Source organism: Rhizobium sp. SVR5-9E, assembly GCF_056755095.1.
This window is the reverse complement of sequence record NZ_JBNDHS010000678.1, coordinates 1-240: the sequence shown is the minus strand read 5'-3', so window position 1 is coordinate 240 and position 240 is coordinate 1. Positions and strand designations below refer to the sequence as shown.

Sequence of the window (240 nt, the reverse complement as noted above, 5' to 3'; positions counted from 1 at the left end):
CTCTAATAATAGGTTCACTTCCGGGAGTTCCCGACTGCGTAATCACCACACCGGCAGCCCTTCCATTTATTAGCCCTTCCGCAGTTGCTACAGCTCCCTTATTAAAATCAGCAGTTGACAATGATGTAATCGACCCCGTAAGATCCGTTTTCTTCTGTTTTCCGTAACCAATCAGAACAACTTCCTCTATTTTTTTCTCTTTCGTGGCAGAGTCGTTGGTTTGCGCATGAATTATTGTAC

At 44.2% G+C, this 240-nt stretch carries 1 protein-coding gene; it reads right to left on the bottom strand.

Annotated elements, in window-relative coordinates; genetic code table 11:
• A partial coding sequence (locus ACPYOJ_RS36530; protein WP_481420561.1) for a hypothetical protein occupies nucleotides 1-240 on the bottom strand: 240 nt, incomplete at both ends.